This is a genomic window from Thioalkalivibrio sp. ALJ4 (genome assembly GCF_000377225.1).
Lineage (GTDB): Bacteria > Pseudomonadota > Gammaproteobacteria > Ectothiorhodospirales > Ectothiorhodospiraceae > Thioalkalivibrio.
On the sequence record NZ_KB897920.1, the window covers coordinates 94,579 to 114,100 of the forward strand.

Here is a 19,522-nt window from a genome sequence, read left to right on the forward strand (position 1 = left end):
CCACCGACTCGGGGACTGTCGGCACAGCACGGTATAAGATTGGGGTTCCCGTACCCGAGGAACCCGCTGGATGGCTGCCCTGAACCGCCCTCGAAGACTGCCCCGTCTGTTCATTCTTCCGGCTGCGACCCTGCTGCTCGGCTCACTGCTTGGCGGAACCTCTGCCCAGGCACTTGAACCCCTGTTCGATGCCCACCTGCACTACCGCGACCGGCAGATGGAACACTTCCCGCCGGAGGCCGTCGCGCGCACGCTGCAAGAAAATTCAATCCAGTCCGCGATCATCATGTCCCCGCGCTCGAAACTGATCGAAGCGCTGGAACCGGAGGTGGATGCGCGCATCGTCCCGTTTCTCGAGATCTCCCAGCGCCTGGGGCGCAAGATGGACTGGATGCACGAGGACGGCCTGCGGGAACAGGTCGAGACCATACTCGACCGAAGCCAGGTCCAGTGGCGCGGGATCGGGGAGCTGCACATACAGGCCGATGACCGATTTGCCCGCGGCTTCGAGGACCTGCTGGCACTGGCAGTCGAGCGGGATCTGTGGATCGTGATCCATGGCGACCCTGCCGTGATCGACCATGCCTACGCCGTCCAGCCCGAGGTACGCATCCTCTGGGCGCACGCCGGTTCCTATGCCTACCCGCCACTGGTTCGTGACTACCTGGAGCGGCATCCGAACATGGTCATGGATGTCTCCATGCGCAACCCGCGCATCAATCCCGGGGGCATCATCGACGCCGACTGGTTCGAACTGTTCCTCGACTATCCGGATCGTTTCCTGATCGGCAACGACACCTTCAGCCTGGCCCGCTGGGAGCACTTCACGGTGCTGAAGGACAGCACCCGGGCCTGGCTCGAGCAGCTACCCGCGAACGTCCAGCGCATGATCGCCCGGGAGAACGGCGAGCGCCTGTTTCCGCCCACCGAGAGCCAGTAAGCCGGCCACAAAAAAGCCCGGGACCGTCTCCGGTCCCGGGCTTGGCATCAACTGGCTCGGGGCTTATACCTTGAACTGACCCACCCGCTGCTGCTGCTCGGAGGCCAGCTTGGACAGCTCCTCGGAGGCATTGCGGATCTGTTCCGATCCGGCCGCGGTCTGATCCAGCACCTCAGTGACATTGGCCACGTTGCGGTTGATCTCCTCGGCCACCGTCGACTGCTCCTCGGCGGCACTGGCGATCTGCGTGTTCATGTCGCTGATGCGGGTGACCGACTGCGTGATCGCGGTCAGCGATTCGCCCGCGAGATTGACCTGCTCCACGCTCTGGTGCGCCTTGGAACGGCCATCTTCCATCGCCTGCACCGCCTCGCGGGTACCGCTTTGCACCCGCTCGATCATCTGCTGGATCTCGTGGGTCGAGTCCTGCGTGCGGCTGGCCAGGGTACGCACCTCGTCGGCAACCACCGCGAAACCGCGGCCCTGTTCGCCCGCACGCGCCGCCTCGATCGCCGCATTCAGCGCCAGCAGGTTGGTCTGATCGGCGATATCGCCGATGACTTCCAGGACCTTGTTGATCTCCTCGGCATCCTGCGACAGGCGGCTGACCACCTCGGCGGCGCCATCCACCTGCTGCGACAACGCGTTGATCGCAGCCACGGTACGCTGCACCACCTGCTGACCCTCGTTGGCGTCCTGGTCGGTGTTCTGTGCCGCGGCGGCGGCATCCGCCGCGTTGCGGGCCACCTCCTGCACCGTAGCCGTCATCTCGTTCATGGCTGTGGCAACCTGATCGATCTCCGACTTCTGTCGCCGCACCTGCTCGTTGGTCTCTTCGCTCGTCGCGGACAGCTCGTTCGCTGCTGCGGCAACCTGATCGCCCCCGGCCGCGACCGTGGATACGAGGCCACGGATCTTCTTGACGAAGTTGTTGAACGCCTCCGCCAGCTCTCCGAGTTCGTTCTTGCCAGAGACCTCCAGCGAACGGGTCAGATCGCCCTCGCCTCCCGCGATATCGTTCAGCCGGGCCACCGTGCGATTCAGGGGACGAACGATGCTTCGGGTCAGGAGCCAGGCCAGGAGGGCACCAAGCGCCACGGCAACCACGCCAACCGCAACCACCGTGCCGGTCGCGTTGCGCGTCATCGCGACATACGCGCTGCGGTCCACCATGACCTCAAGCACGCCGACCACGTCACCGGAGAAATCCGTAACGGGACGCGCGACCACGGCCATCGGGGTGCCTTCATAGGTCACGTTGCGCACCAGTTCCTCGCCCTCCATGACCTCGCGCATCTCGGCATCGCTGAAGGTGGACTCGCCACTGATCGTACCGCCAAAGCGGTTGAACGACCGACCATCACGCAGGTAGAGGGCAACCGGCGAATCCGTTTCTTGGGTGAACTCTTCAAAGAAGCTGTCACCAAACGACAGGCCGAATTCCACAGAGCCGACGTGGCCGCCGTTGTGCTCGATCGGCACCACCCCGCGAATCCCGAGACCGGCCACGCCCTCTTCCAGCCCCGAGATCGGGGTACGCTTGTCGTTGGTGTCGACCACCGTCTGGCGGAAGTCGGACAGGTCGTCGCCATAGTTGTCGGGCGAGTGAACGCGCAGGAACGAAGTCGCCGGCGGTGTATGGAACTGGTACTGATGCACGCCGTACTGCTCGCTCAGGGAGGCGAAACTCGGAACGGTCATCTCGGCCAGACGCTCGCGATCGCCCGTCGCCATCGCCTCTTGCACGTCGGGGATCTTCGCCACGGTCTCTGCCATCGCGGTCGCGCGTGCGGCCTCCTGATCCAGGCGGCCGACGAGCTGCGCGGCCAGATCGCTCAGCTCGCGCTGTTCGGCACGATCGGCCATGGTGCCCAGGCTGTTCATCACGACTACGAGTGTCAGGATCACGGCCAGCAGCACCACCGTGATAATCCCGACCATCAGCCGGACCCCGATTCGGATGTTATCGAACATGTTGAAGACTCTCCCCAATAAGGCTTTGCGGGCCAGCGGCATCCTTGCTGCGGCAGTTCACCGTCGATAGCGGCGGCGAAGCATAAAACTTGAGGGAGATCACAGGAAGCCGGAAAGGCCGGGAGACAGGCCTAGCCCTGCATCAGGATGGCCTCCGCCAGGGCGTAGACCGCAAGCGTAATCATGGCAATTGCCACCAGGGAGAGCAGCGCCCCGCCACGGATCATGTCGATCACTCGCAGCCGGTTGCTGGCGAACACGATCGCGTTGGGCGGGGTCGCGACCGGCAACATGAAGGCCACGGAGGCGGCAAAGGCCACGGGGATCGCGAGGAGCACGACGGGAATATCCATGCGCATCGCCAGCGCAGCCACCAGCGGCAGCAGCGTGGCAGCGGTGGCTGTGTTGCTGGTCACATGCGATAGCAACATGGTCACCACCACGGCCCCGGCAATGATCAGCAGCAGCGGCCATGCCTGGGCGGCGCCCAGGCCCTCGGCGGCCAGCTCCGCCAGGCCGCTCGCCTCGATGGCCGAACCCAGGCTGAGACCACCGCCGACCAGCAGCAGCACCCCCCAGGGGAGCTCGCGCGTATTGTCCCAGGCCAGCAGCCGGCGCTGGTCTGCTGCGCCCGAGGGCAGCAGGAACAGCAGCCCGGCCCCCAGGACGGCAATCCCGGCATCCGTCAGATGAATCGGCAGGAGACCTTCCAGAAAGGGGCGCGACAGCCACGCCAGCGCTACCAGCAGGAAGACGCCGGCGACCCGGTATTCGGCCCGAGACCAGACCCCGACCTCGGCGCGCTGCTGGTCCATCATCGCCTGCAACCCCTGCAGGCGTACTCGATGAACCGGGAAGACCCAGCGCGTCAGCAACCACCAGGCCAGCAGCAGCAACGCGGTGGCCAGGGGCAGGCCCAGCATCATCCACTGCACAAAACCGATCTCGATGCCATGCCGGTCGCCCAGATAGGCGGCGGTCAGCGCGTTCGGCGGAGAGCCGATGATCGTCGCCATGCCCCCGATATTGGCGGCAAAGGCGATCCCCAGCAGGAGCGCCAGTGCGGGGCGGCGGGAATCGGCGCCGGGGCCGTTACCCGCGATGTGCGTATCACGATCCATCAGCGCCAGAACGGACAGGGCGATCGGCAACATCAGCGCAGCAGTGGCTGTGTTGCTGACCCACATCGACAGCCCCGCCGTGGCCAGCATGAAGGCCCCGACCAGGCGATGCAGGCGATCCCCCGCCCGGCTGACGATCGCGAGCGCAATCCGCTGGTGGAGTCCCCAGCGCTGTACCGCCAGCGCGATCGCAAAACCGCCCATGAACAGAAAGATGATGGGATTGGCGTATGGCGCGGTGGCCGCGTCCATCGGCATCACGCCGAGCAGCGGCAAAAGGGCAATCGGCAGCAACGCCGTTACGGGTAGTGGCAAGGCCTCGGTAATCCACCAGGTCGCCATAAAAAGGGTCAACCCGAGCACCCACCATGCCTCGCGTGCAACGCCTTCTGGCGCTGGAAAAACCAGGAACGCAAGCATCAGGAGCGGGCCCAGGAAAAGCCCGATGCGCCCGCGCCAGGCGTAAGCACTGCGCGAGGGGTTCGCACCCACCGACGAGGGGGCGCCGTCCGATTGTCGATCGGCATCGTGCGCGGACATGCCGTGGCTCCTTCACACTTCCGCAAACGTTGGCTGAACGATAACCAAGCCGCATCATCGGAAATTGCATCACCCGAGCAACGTGACTATCGTTGACGAGTTTACTGGCGCGGCCACCAATGGTCGGCCAGCCGCAGTCTCGCATGTTTTCTTACAAGGAGTCTTTCATGGCCTACGAACTGCCCGATCTGCCCTATGCCAAGAACGCGCTGGAGCCGCACATCTCCGCCGAGACGCTGGAATACCATCACGACAAGCACCACGCGACCTACGTGACCAAGCTGAATGGCCTGCTGCCCGGCTCCGAGTTCGAGAATGCCTCGCTGGAGGACATCATCAAGAAGGCCCCGGCCGGCGGCATCTTCAACAACGGCGCCCAGGTCTGGAACCACACCTTCTACTTCAACTGCATGGGCCCGGACGCCGGCGGCGAGCCGTCCGGCAAGGTGGCCGACGCGATCAACAGCGCCTTTGGCTCGTTTGATGGCTTCAAGGAGAAGTTCAACGAGGCCGCGGTCGCCAATTTCGGCTCCGGCTGGACCTGGCTGGTGCAGAATAGCGACGGCTCGGTGGAGATCGTGAACACCTCCAACGCGGCCAATCCGATGCGTGATGGCAAGACCCCGCTGCTGACCTGCGATGTCTGGGAACATGCCTACTACATCGACTACCGCAACGCGCGCCCGAAGTATCTGGAGAACTTCTGGAGCGTGGTGAACTGGGATTTTGTCGCCCAGCAGATGAAATAAGTCGCGATAACGCGATTGGGGGCCGCCCCAGTGCGGCACCCTGGGCAGAAGCCGGCGGCTCGCTCGCCGGCTTCTTCATTTGGGAGAGCTTTGCTAATGAGTGATGTCCTGCAGAATACCTACAGCCGGCTGCCGGTTGCCTTCGAACGGGGGGAAGGCGCCTGGCTCTGGGATACCGAGGGCAAACGCTACCTCGATGCCCTGTCCGGCATCGCGGTCTGCGGCCTTGGACACGCCCACCCGAAAGTGGCGCATGCGATCTGCGATCAGGCTCAGACGCTGGTACATACATCGAACCTGTTCCGCATCCCCTTGCAGGAACAGCTCGCGCGACGCCTGTGCGCGCTGGCACAGATGGAGCAGGCCTTTTTCTGCAACTCTGGCGCCGAGGCCAACGAAGCGGCCATCAAGCTGGCCCGGCTGCATGCCCGCCGCCGCGGCATCGCGAAGCCGAAGGTCATCGTGATGCACGGCAGCTTCCACGGGCGCACGCTCGCGACGCTGTCGGCCACCGGCAACGAAAAGATCCATGCCGGATTCGAACCCCTGGTCGAGGGCTTCGTGCACCTCCCCCACGGCGATGCCGAGGCCGTCGCGGCCCTGGGCAACGATCCGGACGTGGTCGCCATCCTGGTCGAACCCATCACCGGCGAGGGCGGCATCCACGTACCCCCGCCCGGATACCTCAGGCGCCTGCGCGAACTGGCCGACCAGCACGACTGGCTGCTGATGCTGGACGAGATCCAGGCCGGGATCGGCCGCACCGGACACTGGTTTGCCTTCCAGCACGAGGGCATCACGCCCGACGTGGTGTCGCTCGCGAAGGGCCTGGGCAACGGCATCCCGATCGGGGCGAACCTGGTGGCCGGCCGTGCGTCTGGCCTGTTCACCCCGGGCACCCACGGCACCACCTTCGGCGGCAATCCGCTGGTCTGCCGGGCGGCCCTGGCCGTGCTCGATGTGATGCAGGACGAGGGCCTGTGCGAGGAAGCGGGGCGACAGGGCGAGATCCTCCGCCGCCGCCTGGCTGACCGGCTCGAGGACAAACCGGGGGTGGTCGCCGTGCGCGGACGCGGGCTGATGATCGGCATCGAGCTGGATCGCCCGGCCGGAACACTGGTTCAGGCCGCCCTCGACGCAGGGCTAATCCTCAACGTGACCGCGCAGCGGGTGATCCGGCTACTGCCACCACTGATCGTGGACGACGCCCAGGTCGACCAGATCGCCAGCACCGTGGCCGATCTGGTCGACACCCTGCTCGTATCCGAAGATTCCCGGGAGGCCCAGGCATGAAGCCCCGCCATTACCTGTCGTTCCACGACCTGTCCGCAGACGAGACACGCGCCCTGCTCGAACGTGCCGTCGAACTGAAGCGCCAGACTCACGCGGGCGAGCACCACGACGACATCCTGCGCGGCAAGACGCTGGGGATGATCTTCGAGAAGTCCTCGACCCGCACGCGTGTCTCGTTCGAGGTCGGCATGCAGCAACTGGGCGGCAACGCCCTGTTCCTGTCCCCGCGCGACACCCAGCTGGGCCGCGGCGAGCCGATCGAGGACACGGCCCGTGTGCTCTCGCGCATGGTGGACTGCGTGATGATCCGCACCTACGAACACGAGAAGATCGAACTGTTCGCCCAGCACTCCTCGGTCCCCGTGATCAATGGCCTGACCGACCGGGAGCACCCCGCGCAGCTGCTGGCTGACCTGCAGACCTATCTCGAACACCGGGGCGACATCCGGGGCAAGCGCGTGGCCTGGATTGGCGACGGCAACAACATGTGCCACAGCTACATGTATGCCGCGCACCTGCTGGACTTCCATCTGGTGGCGGCCTGTCCCGAGGGCTACGACCCGGAAGAGGACGTCGTGGATGCCACGCGCGACCATTTCGAACTGACCCGCGATGCGCGCGCGGCGGCCGAGGGTGCCGACCTCGTCGTCACCGACGTCTGGGCCAGCATGGGGCAGGAGCAGGAAAAGAGCGCCCGCCGCCGGGCCTTTGCCGGGTTCTTCGTGGACGCCGACCTGATGCGTCTGGCCAACGACGACGCCCTGTTCATGCACTGCCTGCCCGCGCACCGCGAGGAAGAGGTCTCCACCGAGGTCCTCGAAGGCCCACAAAGCGTGGTCTGGGACGAGGCGGAAAACCGGCTGCACGCGCAGAAGGCCCTGATGGAGTTCCTGCTGACCCGCGGCAGCTGATCCAGAACAGGACCTGTCACGAAACTGACATAATGCACACCTACACTCGGGGCCCCACCCTTGCCCCGAGTCGTGCATGCCGGATGCCGACGTGACCGATACCGAGCTCTTCCTCAACCGCGAGCTGTCACTGCTGGAATTCAACCGGCGCGTGCTGGAACTGGCACGCGACCCGGGCTTTCCCCTGCTGGAGCGGTTGCGCTACCTGAGCATCTCGTCCACCAACCTCGACGAGTTCTTCGAGGTCCGCGTGGGCTCGCTGCGCCAGCAGCTCGACCTGAACGTCCAGGCGCCGGGGCCGGACGGCCTGTCCGCGGCGGAACAGCTGCGCCTGATCGCGCCCCGGGCGCACGCCCTGGTCGACAATCAGTATCGCGCGCTCAACGACGAACTGATCCCGGCGCTGGCCGAGGAAGGCATCCATTTCGTGCGGCGCTCGCACTGGAGCGAGCAGCAGAAGGCCTGGGTACGCCAGTTTTTTCACGAGCAGCTGCAGCCCGTCCTCAGCCCGATCGGGCTCGACCCCGCGCACCCGTTTCCGCGCATCCTGAACAAAAGCCTGAACTTCATCGTCACGCTCAAGGGCAAGGACGCATTCGGGCGGGAATCCGGGCGCGCGGTGGTCCAGGCACCACGCTCCCTCCCGCGTCTGGTGAAACTCCCGCGCGAGGTGGCCAGCGGCGATTCCGATTTCGTGCTGCTGTCGTCCATCCTGCACGCCCATGTCGGCGAGCTGTTCAAGGGCATGAAGGTCACCGGCTGCTACCAGTTCCGGCTGACCCGCAACTCTGATCTGTTCGTTCAGGAAGAGGAGATCGACGACCTGCTGAACGCGCTGGAAGGCGAACTACCCCAGCGCAACTACGGCGCGGGCGTTCGCCTGGAGGTCGCGGACAACTGCCCGGAAGAAGTCGCGCAGTTCCTGCTGCAGGAATTTCATCTGGAGGCAGACGACCTCTACCAGGTCACCGGTCTGGTCAACCTGAACCGGATGATGGCCGTGTACGACCTGGTCGACCGACCCGACCTCAAGTTTCCCCCGTTCATCCCCGCCCTGCCGCGCACGGATGCCAGCGGTGAAAGCATCTTCGCGGCCATCCGCCAGCAGGACCTGCTGCTGCACCACCCCTACCAGTCGTTCATGCCGGTGGTGGATTTCCTGCGCCAGGCCGCCAGCGACCCGCGCGTCCTGGCGATCAAGCAGACGCTTTATCGCACGGGCACCCAGTCGCCACTGGTGGAAACGCTGATCGAGGCCGCGCAATCGGGCAAGGAAGTGACCGTGGTCATCGAGCTGCGCGCCCGCTTCGACGAGGCCGACAACATCGAGCTGGCCAACCGCATGCAGGATGCGGGCGTGCATGTGACCTATGGCGTGGTCGGCTACAAGACCCACGCAAAGCTCGCCCTGGTGGTGCGCCGTAACGGCGACAAGCTCGTGCGCTACGCCCACCTGGGCACGGGCAACTACCACTCGGGCACCGCCAAGGCCTATACCGATTACGGCCTGCTGACGGCCGATCCAGTAGTCACCGAGGACGTCCATCGCGTGTTTCAGCAGCTCACGGGCCTTGGCAAGGTGGAACGCCTGCGCGAGCTGATCCAGGCGCCTTTCCGTCTGCACGATGCGATGTGCGAGAAGATCGAACGCGAGGCCGAGAACGCCCGCGAAGGCCGGCCTGCGCGGATCGTCGCACGCATGAACTCGCTGAACGAGACCGGCATCATCCAGGCGCTTTATCGCGCATCGCAGGCGGGCGTGAAGATTCAGCTGATCGTGCGCGGCATCTGCAGCCTGCGCCCGGGCGTGCCGGGCATCTCCGAGAACATCGAAGTGCGCTCGGTGCTCGGCCGGTTTCTCGAGCACTCGCGGGTGTTCTATTTCGAGAACGGGGGCGAGCCCGAGCTGTATCTGTCCAGCGCCGACTGGATGCCCCGCAATTTCTTCCGACGGGTGGAGGTCGCCTTTCCGATCCGCGATACCGCCATGCGCGACCGTGTCGCGGAGGAGTGTCTGTTCAACTACCTGCGGGATACCGCCAGCGCATGGGCCCTGCAGGTCGACGGGAGTTATCAGCGGGTCCAACCGGTTGCCGACGAGCCGCCCCATTCGGCACAGCAACAGTTGCTCAAGACGCTCGCTAGCTGACGACCAGCTCCAGGTCGTGGCGCGCCCACTGCCCGGCCTCCTCCTCCAGATCGGCCCGCGTGAGCGGATGCGCATCCAGCCAGCCAGCGGCAAAGCCCAGCACCAGCCCGCGCTCGCGCGCCTCGATCCGCTCCAACGGCGGGGGCTCCGGCGCACGCGCGCGATGCAGCAGCACCGCCAGTCGCAGCAGACTGGCCAGACGCAGCAGGGGCTCGACCCGGGCCTGACGTACGTCATTGAGCAGCTTCGGCTTGAACGCGCGGCGGTGCAGGCGCACCAGCAGCGCCAGCTCGTGCTGCTCGGGCTGCGAGAACCCCGGCAGATCGGCCCAGTTGAGGATGTATTCGCCGTGCTTGTGGTACTTGCTGTGCGCGAGCGCCAGTCCCACCTCGTGCAGCTCAGCCGCCCAGTCCAGGCGCTCGCCGTCGTTCTCGTCCAGCCCCCAGCGGGCCCGGACGGCCCCCAGCAGTCGCGCGGCCATGGCCTGTACCCGCGCGGCCTGGGCCTCGTCGACGGCAAAACGGCGGCGCAGGTTTTCAATCGTCAGGCCACGGACATCCTCGTGCCGAAAGCGTCCCAGCAGATCGTGGATCACTCCCTCGCGCAACGCGCCATCGGAAGGATGCAGCCGCTCGATCCCCAGCGCCTCGAACGCCCCGATCAGCACCGCCAGCCCGCCCGCAATCACCGGCACCCGGTCCTCGGCCAGCCCTGGCAGCTCCAGCTTGTCCAGACGCCCAACCTCGATCATGCGTTGGCGCAGGGTGCGCAACGCGTCAAGTGTCATGCCCGGTGCCTCGTCGATGCCGGTCTCGCGCACAATACGGTCCAGTGCCAGGATCGTGCCGGAGGCCCCCAGCGCCTGGTCCCACCCGGCCTCGCGATAGATGGAGGCGATCGGCTGCAGCTCCTGGCCGGCATGCAGCTCGGCGGCGGCAAACGCCCGGGGTGTCAGGCGGCCATCGGAGAAGTGCCTCTGGGTGAAGGTCACACAGCCCATCTCCAGGCTCTCGGCGAGGATGGGCCGGAAGCGCTCGCCAATGATGAATTCGGTGCTGCCACCGCCGATGTCCATCACCAGCCGCCGCCCCTCGTCATCCGCGAGCGTGTGGGCCACGCCCAGATAGATCAGCCGGGCCTCCTCGCGCCCGGCAATAATCTCCACTGGATGCCCGAGGGCCCGCTCCGCAGCGGCCAGAAAACGGTGACTGTCGGCCATCTGGCGCAGGGTATTGGTGCCCACGACGCGCACACTGCCCTGGCGTAGCTGGCGCAGTCGCTGGCCGAATCGCTCGAGGCAGTCCAGTGCGCGGCGTTCGACGGTTGCATCCAGGCGACCGCGGGCATCCAGACCACTGGCCAGTCGCACCGTTTCCTTCAGCCGGTCCATCTTCAGGACCTCACCGTCATGACGCCGGGCCACGATCATGTGAAAGCTGTTGGAACCCAGATCGACCGCCGCGACAGTCTCGCCCTGTCCGTCCATCGCCATCTACCCGTATTCTCCCGAGAGACCCTCCAGCACCCGGCGGGGCAACAGCCAGAGCAATTGCATGGGACCGGGCAGACCGCCTCCCAGGGCGCAGACCGAACCCTTGCCCATGTGTACCCCGGAAGCCCCCGCCGGGCAGCCCATCAGGCGCCCGGCCAGCGAAGAGAGGTCCGGCTCATGGCCGACCACCACCAGACTGCCGTCGGCCGGCAGGCGCGCCGCCAGGGCCTCCAGTTCCACGCCGGCCACCTGTCCGGGTGCCAGCCATTTCTTCTGGCGCACCGGGACGCCCAGTCCTTCGGCGATGGGTGACGCCGTTTGACGCGCACGCAGGTAAGGGCTGGTTAGCAGTTCCACATGCCCGGAAAGCAAACCGGTCAGCGAGGCGGCCATGCGCCGAGCGCTCACCTGGCCGGCCTCGCTCAACGGCCGATCCCGATCGGCACCTTCCCACTCCCCTGCGTTGCCCGCCTGGGCGTGGCGGACCAGCACGAGACGCGGGCTCCGGCTCATGCCTGTGCGCCTCCCGGGGCCAGCAGGAACAGGCTGTAGGCCTCATCCGGCGCCGACCACTCCGCCACCTGTGCCAGTCCGGCGCCGGACAGCAGTTGCTGCACCATCGGGCGCGTAAACTTGCGCGAGATCTCGGTGCGAATGGACTCGCCATCGGCGAACTGCAGGGTGGTCGCGGGTTCGGAGACCTGGACGGTCTGATCACCCTGGGCGACCAGGTGCATCTCGATACGTGAATGCGCCTCGACGAACGGGGCGCGATGGCGGAAACCATCGGGATCAAAATCGGCTCCCAACTCACGATTGAGGACGGACAACAGGTTCAGGTTAAACGCTGCCGTCACACCGGCCGCGTCGTTGTAGGCCGCCTCCAGCACGGGAATAGCCTTGACCCGGTCCAGCCCGAGCAGGAGCCGATCCTCCGCGCCCATGGCGGCGCGAATCTGCGACAGCAGGGCGATCGCCTCGGCGTCCTCGAAGTTCCCCAGGCTGCCACCGAGAAAGGTGAACAGGCGCGGGGCTATTGGGACAGGTGTCAGCGTCGGCAGAGCCGAAAGCGCGGCGAGATAGTCACCGCACAGGGCCTCGATCACGAGCGTCGGGAATCGTCCCAGCAGTCGCTCGGCCGCCTCGTCGAGGATCTCTCCACAGACATCATTGGCGACGTAATACGGATCGTCGACGCGCTCGTTCAACGCAGCGATCAGGTACTCGGTCTTGCGCGAGGTCCCACTGCCGAGCTCGATCAACGTATGGGCACCCGAGGTCTCGACGATCTCGGTCGCTCGGGACTCCAGCAGGGCCGATTCAAGTCGAGTGGGGTAATACTCGGGCGTGTCGCAAATGGCATCGAAAAGCTGCGAGCCACGGGCATCGTAGAAGTACTTTGGCGGCAGCCAGCGCGGCGCCTCCAGCATGCCCTTGCAAAAGTCCGCTACCAACTCCGCATGGGGATCGCGCACCTGCACCACATGACGGGTATAGCGCTCCGGGAGCGACATGGCAGGACTCTCGGGATTCATGGGCACATCCGTGCTTCGGGGTTCCCGGCACGCTACCATGAAACTCCCGACCTCCCAACCGCGAGTCCGCGCCAATGTGTCGCCATCTTGCCTATCTCGGCCCGCCACTGGCACTCAGGCGGATACTGCTGGACCCGCCGCACAATCTGATCGAGCAGGCGATTGCCCCGCAGGAGCTGGTTTACGCCCGCGTCAATGCGGATGGGTTCGGCTTTGGCTGGTTCAGCGAGGACGGCACCGCGCGCTGCTATCGGCGTGCCGACCCCCTGTGGCAGGACCCGAACCTGCAAGCACTCGCCGAAACACTGGAAGAACCGCTGTGGATCTCCGCCATCCGCAGCGCGACCCCCGGGTTCGGGGGCGACACCGTCAATGCCCAGCCGTTCGCCATCGACGGGCTGCTCTGCAGCCACAATGGGCTCATTGGCGGCTTCCGGCCGCAGATCCGCCGCCAGATCGAGAACCTGCTGACGCCCGAGATCGAGGCGGGCATCCAGGGCACCACGGATTCTGAATACCTGTTTGCCCTGGTCCGCCAGTTCCTGGCGGATGACGAGAACGCCACACTGGAAGGCGCCCTGGGCGAGGCCTTTTCAACACTGGAAACCTGGCTCGGCGACGAAATGGCCCTGCTCAACGTCCTCCTGTCCGACGGGCGCCGTCTGGTCGCCAGCCGCCATGCGATCAACAGCCCCTGCCCCAGCCTGTACTACACGTCCGACGATGACGACTTCCCCGAGGACTCGGTGATCGTCGCCTCCGAGCCGCTGACGGACCGCGAGCGCTGGCGCCCCGTCCCTTCCGGGCACATCCTGATCCTGGATCCTGACGAGCCACCGGAACTCCTTGCGCTCTAGCCTTTCCACTCGGATATGAGCACCCCAGCATTCGACCCTCCAGCAAGCCTCGTCTCTTCTTCGTCCTTGCTGGACGACCTGGCCCGTCAGCACGAGCGCTTGAACACTGCACTGGAAAGCACACCCGCCGAAATCTGGCGTAACCAGTATCACCCGGACCTTAGCCCGATCGGCTGGCACTACGCCCACTGCCACTTCATCGAGGCCGTCTGGCTGCGCGAACGTATTCTCGGGCACCCACCACCCCGCACGCGGGACTGGCATGACCTCTATTTCCCGGAACTCAGCCCCAAATGGCGCCGGGGTGGACGCCTCCCCGCGCTCGATCGACTCACTCGATGGGGACGCGAGCTCCAGTTCCGGCATCGCGATTGGCTTGCGCGTAACGCCGAGATCCTCGACCACCCGCTGATGGCTGACGAGTACCTGACGGGGTTCCTTGCCCAGCACCACGCGATGCACCTGGAGACCCTGGCTCAGGTGCGCTGGTTTGCCCGCCTTCAGGGGCCTGAGCCCGGCCACTCGGAACCCCGCCTGCAGGCGCCCGAGATCACCTCGCAATCCTGGCTCGAATGGGATGCCGTGCACACCACCGTAGGCAGCGACGACGTACAGGTCTTCGACAATGAAAAGGGCGTTCACGGGAAGGAACTCGCGCCCTTTGCCATCCGGCGCGACCCTGTCACCAACGGGGAATGGCAGGCCTTCATGCAGGAGGCCGGCTATCACCGCCCCGAACTATGGAGCCGCGAGGGGTGGGACTGGCGCAACGCCCACGACATCCGGGCCCCACTCGGGTGGCGCGCGCCCGGGACCGACATTGGCCTGCAGGTTCTGCCGGAGGGAACGGTACAGCGCAACGCCGATGCCCCGGTGGTGGGCGTATCCCGCTTCGAGGCCGAGGCCTTCGCCCGCTGGGCCGGCGCCCGGCTGCCCCACGAACACGAATGGGAACATGCTCAGCGCGAGGGATCGCTGCGAGGCACCGGCCGAGTATGGGAGTGGTGCGGAAATCCGTTCGCACCGTATCCCGGATTCCGCCCGTTCCCCTACAACGAATACTCGGCCCCGTGGTTTGACGGCCAGCATTACGTCCTGCGCGGCGGCAGCGACTGGAGCGATCCGCTGCTGAAACGCCCGAGCATGCGCAATTTCTTCACCCCGGAGAAACGCCATGTCTTTGCCGGCGTGCGCGTCGCACGTACGATGGAACCCTGACCCCACCGGATAACATCCCATGAGCCGCACCCTATCCCTGCGTCCCCTTGTTGCATGCCTCTGGCTTAACGCCCTGCTGCTGATCCCGGCCCTGGCCAGCGCCGATGGAAACACCACACTGATGCTCTCCGGCCATGCCGAGCAGCAGGTGGAGAATGACCGCATGACGGTCCAGATGCAGGCCCAGGCCCGTGCCCCGGACGCACGGGACGCCGCAGACACGGTCAACCGCCGCATGGAACAGGCCCTGGCTCGCGCGGAAGACTACGACGCGGTCGAGGCGTCGACCCGCAGCTACACGACACAGGCCATCCACGACCGCGACAAACCTGGCCAGATCACAGCCTGGCAGGTCCAGCAGACCCTGGAACTCGTCAGTAGCGACTTCGAGACCCTGACCGAGCTGGTCGGGGCCCTCCAGGGAGACGAACTCACCGTGGGCCAGATCCGCTTCTCGCTCAGCCGCGAGACACAGCAGGAGCACCGCAAGGCCTTGCTGGAGGCCGCCATGCACGACTGGAAGGAACAGGCCCGCGCGATGGCACGTTCCCTGGGGGCTACCCATCTGCGCCCCGTGGAAGTCGAGCTCGTCGACAGCGGCTATGACCGCCCGCAGCCGATGATGGCGATGCGCGCGATGGACGAAGCCGCCAGCCAGCCTGCACTGGAGGCCGGGACGTCCACGGTTTCCGTCACCGTGCGCGCCAAAGTCGAAGCGCTGGGGGGCGAGACGCTGCGCGTCGACCCGTAGTCAATCTACAGGAGCTGGCTAGCGTGCGAGATGCAGGGCCAGCTCCCCTTCGCGCACATCGATGCTCTCGATCCCCGCGCGCAGGTGCTGGAAGGGCTCCAGCGCCAGCAGGTCCTCGTCTTTCAGGCCGCCCAGCCACGCATCCGGCAGGGGGATGCCGGCGACGGACACACCGACGAGCCGAGCTCGCAGTTCCTCGCCTTCGGTCTCGAAGCGCACACCGGAGCGCACGTTCAGCACACGCCCGCCCATCAGCGGCACATCCGCCGGCACGTCGATGCGCACGCGCGTGCTCACCTGCCCCGGCGTCAGGCGGACCGCCACCCGGCCGGCCAGGTCCGGATCGCGCGCGATCAGGGCATTCAGCTCGCGTTCGCTGAACTGGACGATCCGCGCCTCGTCGGTCTCTTCGTAGAGTTCGGGGATCAGCGGCTCCGCTTCCGCCTCGAGGTCGATGATCGGCTCACTGGGGGCCTGATCGGGGCGCGGTGCATCGGGTGCAGAGATCGCCTGCAGCTTGGCCTCGAGCTCCACCTGCTCCTGCTCGCTCAGGGTCACGGGCTTCGGCTCGCCGGACTGCAGCATCACCACGCCCCAGAACGCCGCCCAGATGACCGCCAGCACCAGCAGGACGATCAGATAGCGCGGGGGCCGCCCCGTGGAGCGGTACTGGATCGGTGCGGAGGGTTCTTTGTATTTGGCCATTGCGCGGTTCCGTCCCTGGGGGACGCTTCATGGGGATCGCAATATGGTCGCACAGACACCCACGCGTGTGCGCAGGCGCTTCTGCCTAGATGAAGTCGAACAGGGAGAGCCGGTTGACCTGGGTATAGGTCTGCTGGGCCGCCTGAAGCGCCACCTGCTGCTGGTTGAAGCGGCTGATCGCCTCGGCATAGTCCAGATCGCGGATCTGCGACACCGCGCTTTCCAGATCCAGCAGCCGGTCCTCGTTGAGGTCCTTTTGCTGGTCAAAGGCCTTCAGCTTGCTCCCAAGCTCGGCACGTTTGTCGCTGAAGTTACCAAGCACGGCATCCAGATCCGCCAGTGCGGTGTTGCTGGCGCTGGCCAGATCCGCCCGCGCACTGGCGGAGTCGCCACTGCGCTCCAGGGCATCGATAATGCGATCCAGCGTCTGGAACACGCTGAAATTCTCGGCCGGACGCGATAGCACCTCGTCACCCGGCTCGGGCGTACCGCTGATGGTCACGCTGCGGCCGGCGAATTCGATGGACTCGCCCGATACATAGGGGACATCCTCTTCCAGCGAAACAGTACCGCCGTCCTCGTCGACATAGGTAATGCTGTAGACAAGCCCCCCATCGCCGTTCTCGTCGAAGGAGATGCTGTATTCGCGATCATCCAGGTCGGAAACACTCGTGACGCCAGTTTTCTCCAGCACCAGCGACCCATTGTTCTCGACGACCTCGGCACCGACACGGCCATCGTTCTCCGGGATATCCATGAACACGGCCGCGCCATCATGGCCCACCGCGATCTTGCGATCGGCCGAAACGGCCACCTCGCGCACACTCCCCGCACCCGCAGCCCCTTCGTAACGGATCTCGCCATCGCCATCCTGCCGGAAGGGCTGATTCTGGGACTTGGTGCCAGCGAAAATGTATTCGCCATTGGGATCCTTGGTGTTGGCAACATCCAGCAGGCCGTCGCGGATCTGGCGCAGCTCGTCGGCCAGGTACCCGCGGGTCTCACGCGTCTGGCTGTCGTTGTTGCCGGTGACGACCAGCTCGCGCGCACGTTGCAGGGCATCGGTGCCCTGCTGCAGCAGTGATTCCTGTTGCTGCATGCGCGGCTGGGTGTTCTCCATGTTGCGCTGGAACTGCTTGGTCGCCTTGATGATGCGCTCGAACTGGTTGATCTGGGTCGCGCCGCTCGGGTCGTCCGATGGCGACAGGATGCGCTTGCCGGAGCCCAGCTGCAGCGAGGTGCGGTTGAGTTCGCCCTGGCCCGCCTGGATCTGGTTGATCCCGCTCTGGAAGATCTGGGTTGTGGAGATACGCATCGGGTTTCCCTCGAATTGCCAGCTGTTTAACGGCGGAACGCGCCCAGCAGGCTGTCGAACAGCGAATTGCTGACCTGGATCACCTGGGCGGCGGCCTGATAGGCCTGCTGGTAGCGGATCAGGTCGGCGGCCTCTTCATCCAGATTCACGCCCGAGATCGACTCGCGCTGGGCCTTGGCCTGCTCCAGCTGGGCATTCGCGGAGTCCAGCGCCACATTGGCCTGTCGCGTGCGCGTGCCGACATTCGCGATCAGGCTGTTGTAGGCATCGCCAAAGCCGGGTACACGACGTTCGCCGTCTTCCGTCTGAACTGTGCGAGCCTCGGACAGATCAGCCATCTCGAGCATGTTGCGGTTATCCCCCGGCCGGTCGCGGTCGAGCCCGATGGTCAATTGGTCATCCGGACCGGGCTCACCGCTGAGCGTGATCGACCAGCCATGCTCAGTCTCAAGTGTGACCGCATCCCCACCATTCACTGCCCCCCGGCCAATCTCGTTGCCATCGGCGTCCTCGACCACGTATTCGTCAGTATCGCTATCGATAACGATAGTGGCCGCGCTGTCCAGCAAGGATGGATCAAACCCGTCGGCAACTTCGAGGGCATCTACCGTACCGCTCCAGTCATCCCCGTCGGCAACAGTCGCCTCTGGGAGAGCTGCAGCTGCGGCGATCCCGGCCGGGTCATCCAAGACGACTTCGAGGTCGCGCGCGCCATTGCGGGTCGGCTGGATCAGCCAGTTGTCGCCCTCCGTGGGGTCATCGGGATTATCGAGCTCGTTTACGTCGATGATCATGCCGTCGGCTCGGAAGCGACCGTCGCCGAGGTCTTCCATCTCCACCACCTGATTGCCCGGCAGCCGCAGTAGTTCGAACTCCTCGTCGCTGTTTACGCGCAGACGGTAGTCGGATGTGGTCAGCCGGTCGGCGTCAGCGATCTCAACGCCCGGGACACCACTCTCGACGTTACTGGAACGTCCCCAGACCGCGGGTTCGCCAATCCCGAAGATGTCGCCCCCGATCTGGCCATCGGCATCGAGACCCTGGGCGTTCTGCTCGTTGAAGGCCTGTCCCAACTGAGTGGCGATCTGACCCAGGGTGTTCTGCGCGGGGTCGATGACCGAGTCGCGAATCTCCAGCAGCCCCCCGAGCTCACCGCCCTGCAGGAAGCGAGTCACATTCGCTACCCCACTGCCCGACTGAATACCGACCTCTAACTTGCCCGGGTCCCCGGAGAAGGATTCGGCCACCAGCGACTGGTTGGTTCCGCCCAGCACCAGCGCCTGACCATTGCCGATGAACACATTCAGCGCGCCGTCGTCCTGCTCGACCGTGGTGACGTCGATCTTCTCCGCCAGCTGGTTCAGCACACGGTCGCGCTGGTCCAGCAGGTCGTTCGGTGTGCCCTGGGTGCTCTTGGCAACGATCTCGCGGTTGAGGCCCGCCAGCGATTCGGCGAGCTGGTTGATCTCCTTGACGTTGGTCTCGATCTGCCCATTCAGGATGCGCCGCTGCTCCTCCAGGCGCCCGTCGATGGCCTTGAAGCGCTCGGCCAGCGACTCGGCCTCGGTCAGGAACACCGTGCGTGCAGCATTGGAGGTCGGATCATTGGCCACGTCGGAGGCGGCATCAAAGAACCCCTGCAAGACCGGCGCCAGGCCACTGGCCTCGTCCGCCAGCAGGTTGTCGATCCGTCCGGCGAGATCCGCCTTAGCCTGGGCGTTGGACTGCTCGGAGATGCTGGTGCGCAGCTGGGTGTTGACGAAGTCATCCGAGATGCGCCGGATGGCATCCACGCCGACCCCCTGCCCCTGATACGAGCCACCCAGGAACTGCGGGTTCAGGTTGCCCAGCTCCGTGCGCTGACGGCTGTAGCCCTCGGTCGCGGAGTTGGCGATATTGTTGCTGGTCGTGCCGATCGCGCGCTGAAACGCCAGCAGCGCGGAGGTCCCAATACCGGAGACACTCATACCCC

General features: G+C 65.5%; 16 protein-coding genes. 8 read left to right on the forward strand and 8 right to left on the reverse strand.

Annotation, left to right across the window (positions count from 1 at the left end; genetic code table 11):
• Positions 1 to 70: 70 nt before the first annotated feature.
• Positions 71 to 940 carry an amidohydrolase family protein gene (locus tag C936_RS0111910; protein ID WP_018174489.1) on the forward strand — a complete coding sequence of 290 codons (870 nt, stop codon included), beginning with the start codon at positions 71 to 73 and terminating at the stop codon, positions 938 to 940.
• Positions 941 to 1,003: 63 nt separating this feature from the next.
• On the opposite strand, the gene C936_RS0111915 is transcribed toward C936_RS0111910, so the two are convergent.
• A complete protein-coding gene (locus C936_RS0111915) occupies positions 1,004 to 2,914 on the reverse strand; it encodes a methyl-accepting chemotaxis protein (RefSeq protein ID WP_018174488.1) in 1,911 nt (636 codons plus the stop codon).
• A 131-nt stretch (positions 2,915 to 3,045) separates the two neighbouring features.
• A complete protein-coding gene (locus C936_RS0111920; protein ID WP_018174487.1) occupies positions 3,046 to 4,575 on the reverse strand; it encodes a DASS family sodium-coupled anion symporter in 1,530 nt (509 codons plus the stop codon).
• Between the two features lie 167 nt (positions 4,576 to 4,742).
• Between C936_RS0111920 and C936_RS0111925 the strand changes: the two genes are divergently transcribed.
• The 4 genes from C936_RS0111925 (at position 4,743) to ppk1 (ending at position 9,677) form a co-directional block, all read left to right on the forward strand.
• Entirely contained in the window at positions 4,743 to 5,324 is a 582-nt protein-coding gene (locus C936_RS0111925; RefSeq protein ID WP_018174486.1) for a superoxide dismutase, read from the forward strand.
• 96 nt (positions 5,325 to 5,420) lie between these two features.
• Positions 5,421 to 6,617, forward strand: a complete 1,197-nt coding sequence (locus C936_RS0111930) for an acetylornithine transaminase (protein ID WP_018174485.1) — start codon at positions 5,421 to 5,423, stop codon at positions 6,615 to 6,617.
• The gene (gene argF / locus C936_RS0111935; RefSeq protein ID WP_018174484.1) at positions 6,614 to 7,528 is read left to right on the forward strand and encodes an ornithine carbamoyltransferase; all 915 of its coding nucleotides are present in this window, start codon (positions 6,614 to 6,616) and stop codon (positions 7,526 to 7,528) included. The genes C936_RS0111930 and argF overlap by 4 nt, the downstream gene beginning before the upstream one ends.
• 76 nt (positions 7,529 to 7,604) lie before the next feature.
• On the forward strand, positions 7,605 to 9,677 hold the full coding sequence (gene ppk1 / locus C936_RS0111940) for a polyphosphate kinase 1 (protein WP_018174483.1): 2,073 nt from the start codon (positions 7,605 to 7,607) through the stop codon (positions 9,675 to 9,677).
• Here ppk1 and C936_RS0111945 read toward each other — a convergent pair.
• Genes C936_RS0111945 through egtD form a run of 3 tightly spaced genes read right to left on the reverse strand, consistent with a single transcriptional unit; the run spans position 9,670 to position 12,704 of the window.
• Positions 9,670 to 11,169, reverse strand: coding sequence for an exopolyphosphatase (locus C936_RS0111945; RefSeq protein ID WP_018174482.1), 1,500 nt, complete (start codon positions 11,167 to 11,169; stop codon positions 9,670 to 9,672). The two genes, ppk1 and C936_RS0111945, sit on opposite strands and share 8 nt — an antisense overlap.
• A complete protein-coding gene (locus tag C936_RS0111950; RefSeq protein WP_018174481.1) occupies positions 11,170 to 11,661 on the reverse strand; it encodes a histidine phosphatase family protein in 492 nt (163 codons plus the stop codon). It lies immediately after the preceding gene.
• A gap of 17 nt (positions 11,662 to 11,678) precedes the next feature.
• Positions 11,679 to 12,704, reverse strand: a complete 1,026-nt coding sequence (gene egtD, locus C936_RS0111955; protein WP_018649361.1) for an L-histidine N(alpha)-methyltransferase — start codon at positions 12,702 to 12,704, stop codon at positions 11,679 to 11,681.
• Between the two features lie 74 nt (positions 12,705 to 12,778).
• Here egtD and egtC point away from each other — a divergent pair, with 74 nt between their 5' ends.
• The 3 genes from egtC (at position 12,779) to C936_RS0111970 (ending at position 15,530) form a co-directional block, all read left to right on the forward strand.
• Positions 12,779 to 13,561, forward strand: coding sequence for an ergothioneine biosynthesis protein EgtC (gene egtC, locus C936_RS0111960; protein WP_018174479.1), 783 nt, complete (start codon positions 12,779 to 12,781; stop codon positions 13,559 to 13,561).
• 66 nt (positions 13,562 to 13,627) lie between these two features.
• On the forward strand, positions 13,628 to 14,779 hold the full coding sequence (locus C936_RS0111965; protein ID WP_018174478.1) for an SUMF1/EgtB/PvdO family nonheme iron enzyme: 1,152 nt from the start codon (positions 13,628 to 13,630) through the stop codon (positions 14,777 to 14,779).
• Between the two features lie 19 nt (positions 14,780 to 14,798).
• Positions 14,799 to 15,530, forward strand: coding sequence for an SIMPL domain-containing protein (locus tag C936_RS0111970; RefSeq protein WP_018174477.1), 732 nt, complete (start codon positions 14,799 to 14,801; stop codon positions 15,528 to 15,530).
• An 18-nt stretch (positions 15,531 to 15,548) separates the two neighbouring features.
• Here C936_RS0111970 and C936_RS0111975 read toward each other — a convergent pair whose 3' ends face one another.
• The 3 genes from C936_RS0111975 to flgK form a co-directional block, all read right to left on the reverse strand.
• Positions 15,549 to 16,235, reverse strand: coding sequence for a hypothetical protein (locus C936_RS0111975; protein ID WP_018174476.1), 687 nt, complete (start codon positions 16,233 to 16,235; stop codon positions 15,549 to 15,551).
• Positions 16,236 to 16,320: 85 nt separating this feature from the next.
• Entirely contained in the window at positions 16,321 to 17,550 is a 1,230-nt protein-coding gene (flgL, locus tag C936_RS0111980) for a flagellar hook-associated protein FlgL (RefSeq protein ID WP_018139137.1), read from the reverse strand.
• A gap of 26 nt (positions 17,551 to 17,576) precedes the next feature.
• Positions 17,577 to 19,517 carry a flagellar hook-associated protein FlgK gene (gene flgK, locus C936_RS0111985; protein WP_018174475.1) on the reverse strand — a complete coding sequence of 647 codons (1,941 nt, stop codon included), beginning with the start codon at positions 19,515 to 19,517 and terminating at the stop codon, positions 17,577 to 17,579.
• Positions 19,518 to 19,522: the final 5 nt, after the last annotated feature.